Annotated in this window: 4 protein-coding genes; 2 read left to right on the forward strand and 2 right to left on the reverse strand. The window is 71.0% G+C overall.

Annotated features, from left to right (window positions below; translation table 11 throughout):
• On the reverse strand, window positions 1-966 hold a 966-nt coding region (locus ACFWM7_RS33670; protein ID WP_383268141.1), incomplete at its 3' end, for an SCO1860 family LAETG-anchored protein.
• Window positions 967-1268: 302 nt separating this feature from the next.
• Window positions 1269-2369 (reverse strand): amidohydrolase family protein, encoded by a 1101-nt coding sequence (locus ACFWM7_RS33675; RefSeq protein WP_383268148.1) that lies wholly within the window; start codon window positions 2367-2369, stop codon window positions 1269-1271.
• 153 nt (window positions 2370-2522) lie between these two features.
• Between ACFWM7_RS33675 and ACFWM7_RS33680 the strand changes: the two genes are divergently transcribed.
• Both ACFWM7_RS33680 and ectA read left to right on the forward strand, forming a co-directional pair.
• Window positions 2523-3629 (forward strand): pyridoxal-phosphate-dependent aminotransferase family protein, encoded by a 1107-nt coding sequence (locus ACFWM7_RS33680; protein ID WP_383268143.1) that lies wholly within the window; start codon window positions 2523-2525, stop codon window positions 3627-3629.
• A gap of 308 nt (window positions 3630-3937) precedes the next feature.
• Window positions 3938-4468 (forward strand): diaminobutyrate acetyltransferase, encoded by a 531-nt coding sequence (ectA, locus tag ACFWM7_RS33685; RefSeq protein ID WP_383268146.1) that lies wholly within the window; start codon window positions 3938-3940, stop codon window positions 4466-4468.
• Window positions 4469-4724 lie beyond the last annotated feature (256 nt).

A 4724-nucleotide genomic window follows, 5' to 3' on the forward strand; every position in this document is an offset into this window, starting at 1 on the left:
GCTCTGGCCGCTGCTGCGCCTGCGGGCCACCACCGTCGCGCCCGCGCCGACGGCCAGCAACAGGGCCGCGCCGCCCGCGATGTACGGGGTGGTGGAGCTGCCGCCGGTCTCGGCGAGGTTGGCCTCGGTGGGGGCGGGGCCGGTGTCGGAACCGGTCTGGGTCTTCACGTCGCCGCCGGTGGAGCCGCCGTCCGTGGAGCTCGGCTGCTCAGGGGTCTTCGGCTCTTCCGGGGTCTTCGGCTCCTCGGGGGTCTTCGGTCCCTTCGGGGTCTCGCAGGTCGCCTCGGCGAGGGTGACCTCGCCGTTCACCTCGGCGACGTTGAGCTTCAGCGGGTTGACCGACACCTTGAGCTGAAGGGCCGTCGCGGCCGCCGTTCGCTCGGTGGTGACCGTCTTGGACAGGTCGAGGGTGACCTCGCCGACGCCCGGCACCGACACCTGGGTCGGGCCGCCCGCGCTGAGCGTCACCTTCTTGCCGAGCACCTTGACGTGACCGAGCACGTTCGATTCGGCGACGGGCTGCTTGCCGGCCTCGCAGACCGCCTTGGAGGTGACCTTCTCGACCTCGATGAGCGAGAGCGCGGCGAGTCCGGGGACATGGATGCGGGCCTTCGCCAGGTTGGTGTAGCCCTCGGCCTTGTGCTCATCGACGGTGGCGTTCGCGGTGGCCACGTCGGCGCGCAGGACGTCGACCGGGCGGCCCTCCACCCCGTCCAGGTTCACGGTCAGCGCGGTCTTCTCGGCGCTGGCCGGGGCCTGCACCTCGTTGAGCGTGACCTTGAGGGGCACCTGGACGGACTTGTTGAGGAGCGAGACGTCGAGCCCGGTACGGAGCACGACCGCGCTCGCCCTGCCCTCGCCGGTGGTGGGTGTCGCCGGGGCTGCGTGCGCGGGGACGGCGGCAAGCAGAGCGACGGGGGCGGCGGCGACCGCGACAGCGGCGAGACGGAAGGTGTTGCTGTTCAAGATGGTGGAACCCCCACAAGAGACATGGAGCCACCGGCACAGTCCAATGGGGGACATCGCCTGCGCCGGTGGCCTCGACTCCGTGAATCTTTACGCACTGAGGGTGAACTGGCGGATACCTGACGTGAGTTCACCCCAAAGGGGGGTTTCCGCGCGCATATTCGAATCTTTCGGCACGCACGTTCCCTCCTGCCTCTCCGCGTCACCCGTTTCACGCGGCAGAGCCGCGGCGCACGGACCGGCTGAGCTTTATCAACGAGCCGACGACCGCATCCGTCACTGCCTGTCAACGCACTGCGACGTCAGCCGACGACCCGCCCGTTCAGCACGATGTGCCGGGGGGCCGCCAGCACCCGGACGTCCGCGCGCGGGTCCTCGTCGTACACGACCAGGTCGGCCGGGGCGCCCTCCTCCAGCGCGGGCCGTCCCAGCCAGCTCCTGGCCCCCCACGCGGTGGCGGAGAGGGCCTCCAGGGGCGGGATGCCCGCCTTGACCAGCTCGGCGACCTCGCCCGCGACCAGTCCGTGCGCCAGGGAGCCGCCCGCGTCGGTGCCGACGTAGATCGGGATCCCGGCGTCGTAGGCGGCGCGCACGGTGTCGTAACGGCGGTCGTACAGCTGCCGCATATGGGCCGACCAGCGGGGGAACTTGGCCTCGCCGCCCGCCGCGAGGTCGGGGAAGGTGGCGATGTTGACCAGCGTCGGGACGATCGCGACCCCGCGTTCGGCGAAGAGCGGGATGGTCTCCTCGGTGAGGCCGGTGGCGTGCTCGACGCAGTCGATGCCCGCCTCCACCAGGTCGCGCAGCGACTCCTCGGCGAAGCAGTGCGCGGTGACCCGGGCGCCGAGGCGGTGCGCCTCGGCGATGGCCGCCTCGACCTCGCCGCGCGGCCAGCAGGCGGTGAGGTCCCCGGCGTCACGGTCGATCCAGTCCCCCACCAGCTTGACCCAGCCGTCCCCGCGCCGGGCCTCCTGGGCGACGTACGCGATGAGGTCGCCGGGCTCGATCTCGTGCGCGTAGTTACGGATGTAGCGGCGGGTCCTGGCGATGTGCCGGCCGGCCCGGATGATCTTCGGTAGGTCCTCGCGGTCGTCGATCCAGCGGGTGTCGGAGGGCGATCCGGCGTCCCGGATCAGCAAGGTCCCGGCCTCCCGGTCGCTCAGCGCCTGCTTCTCGGCGGTCGCCCTGTCCACCGGGCCGTGCCGGTCCAGGCCGACATGACAGTGCGCGTCGACGAGGCCGGGCAGCGCCCAGCCCCTGACCGTCACCGCACCGTCGGCGCCGGGCGGCCGTTCGTAAGTGATCCGCCCGTCCACGGCCCACAGTTCGTCGCGCACCTCGTCCGGGCCGACGAGCACCCGGCCCTTCACCCGCAGCACCCGCTGCTCCTCCCGGTCACTCATCCGATCACTCATACGCGGCACTGTACGAGTGACTCATGCGCGGCACCGACTGTACGAGTCACTCGTACGCGGCACCGTACGAGGCCGCCGGCGGGCCGTCGGTAGGCTTCCAGTGCCTTTCGACCGACGGACGAACCCGAAGAGAGCCCCACCGTGACGCACCCCTTCCTCGACCTCCCCCCGCTCACCGCCGACCACTTCGCGGCGATCGAGCGGCGCGTGGCCCGGCTCCTCGCCACGGAGCAGGACGTCGTCATCACCCAGGGCGAGGCGCTGCTGCCGCTGGAGGGCTGCATCCGCAGCGGCGCGCGGCCCGGCTCGACCGCGCTGAACGTGGTCACCGGACCGTACGGGCAGACCTTCGGCAACTGGCTGCGGGACTGCGGAGCCCAGGTCGTCGACCTCACGGTGCCCTTCCACACCGCCGTGACCGCCGACCGGGTCGCCGAGGCGCTGGCCGAGCACCCGGAGATCGACTTCGTCTCGCTGGTGCACGCGGAGGCGGCGACCGGCAACACCAACCCGGTCGCGGAGATCGGCGAGGTGGTCCGGGCGCACGGCGCGCTGTTCATGCTGGACGCGGTCGCGTCAGTGGGCGCCGAGCCGCTGCTGCCGGACGCCTGGGGCGTCGATCTGTGCGTGATCGGCGCGCAGAAGGCCATGGGCGGGCCCGCCGGGGTCTCCGCGGTCTCCGTGAGCGCGCGGGCCTGGGAGCGGATCGCCGCCAACCCGGCCGCCCCGCGCCGTTCCTACCTCTCCCTGCTGGACTGGAAGGAGCGCTGGATCGACGGCGGCCGCACGGCCCTGCCGCACGCTCCGGCGCAGCTGGAGATGTTGGGCCTGGAGGCGTGCGTGGCCCGGATCGAGGACGAGGGGCTGGAGACCGTCATGGCCCGCCACGCCTCGGCCGCCGCGGCGACCCGGGCCGGAGCGGTGGCCCTGGGCGGCGGGCTGGAACCGTACGTCCACGAGGCGCGGGACGCGGCCCCGGTGGCGACGACGCTGCGGGCCCCGGCGGGGACGGACGCGGCCGCGCTGGTCGCGCAGGCGCTGGCGGCGGACCCCGCGCTGCCGCTCGTCGCGGGCGGCGGGGCGCTGTCCAAGGAGATGATCCGGATCAACCATTACGGGGCGGATGCGACGCGGGGCGCGGTGCTGTCCTCGCTCGCGGCTCTGGGGGCGGCGCTGACCGATGCGGGCCTGCGGGTCGATATCGAGGCTGCCCACAGGATTGTTTCGGAAACCTGGCCGAGCCTCTGATATTCATAATGTGGGGAGCTGCTTTATCGTAAGCAGCTCCCCGCATTCTTCTTCCCGCTTTTCCAGCACCTAAACGCGGAAGTTTTCGGGAGGGCCGAACTTCGTAATTCGGACACGTCTCAGGAGAGTTACAACCCTGTGACCGACTCCACACGGACGGCGTTATGCCCGAAAAATTCTGGACAAAGCGTAGGAAACACTACCGGAGTCAGGGGGGAGCTCACGCCCGCCTGATAACACATGGGCGCCCTTCACCCAACCCTTTACGTCGATGCAATTTCGAAATTTGCTGGGTAAATTCAATTCGCATGACCGCCGCACCAGCAGATTTTGCCCGTGCCCGAAGCGAATTCCTCAGTATCGATGCGCCGCGAGTGGAGGACGGAGCCGCGATCTGGCGCATTGCCCGCGACTCCCAGGTCCTGGACCTGAACTCCTCGTACAGCTACCTGCTGTGGTGCCGTGACTTCGCCGCGACCTCCGCCGTCGCACGGGGCGAGAACGGCGAGCCCATCGCCTTCGTGACGGGCTACATCAGGCCCGACCGCCCCCAGACCCTCGTCGTCTGGCAGGTGGCCGTCGACCAGGCCCACCGGGGCAAGGGGCTGGCCGCCACTCTGCTGGACGCGCTGACCGCCCGGGTCGCCGCCGACCAGGGACTGTCGTCCGTGGAGACGACGATCACCCCGGACAACACCGCATCCGACCGGCTGTTCACGTCCTACGCCCAGCGCCACGACGTCGCCCTGGAGCACGAGGTGCTCTTCGACGGGGAGCTGTTCCCCGAAGACACGCACCTGCCCGAGGTGCTCTACCGGATCGGCCCGTTCACCACCTGAGCCCTCCCGGGCACGACCCCGGCGTACCCGCCCCGTACGCCCGGTCCCCACGACTTTTCGCGCCGGCCGACCGACCGGCGCGGTCCCGGCCGCATCCGTGCGCCCGGGAGCACCGACCACTGCCCGTCACACCCCCTCACGCAGGAGATCCGCTGTGACCATCACCCCGCCCGCACTGAGCGTCTTCGAGACCCTGGAGTCCGAGGTCCGCAGCTACTGCCGCGGCTGGCCCGCCGTCTTCGACCGTGCGCAGGGC

It is taken from the genome of Streptomyces sp. NPDC058375 (assembly GCF_042723425.1).
Taxonomy (GTDB): domain Bacteria; phylum Actinomycetota; class Actinomycetes; order Streptomycetales; family Streptomycetaceae; genus Streptomyces; species Streptomyces durocortorensis.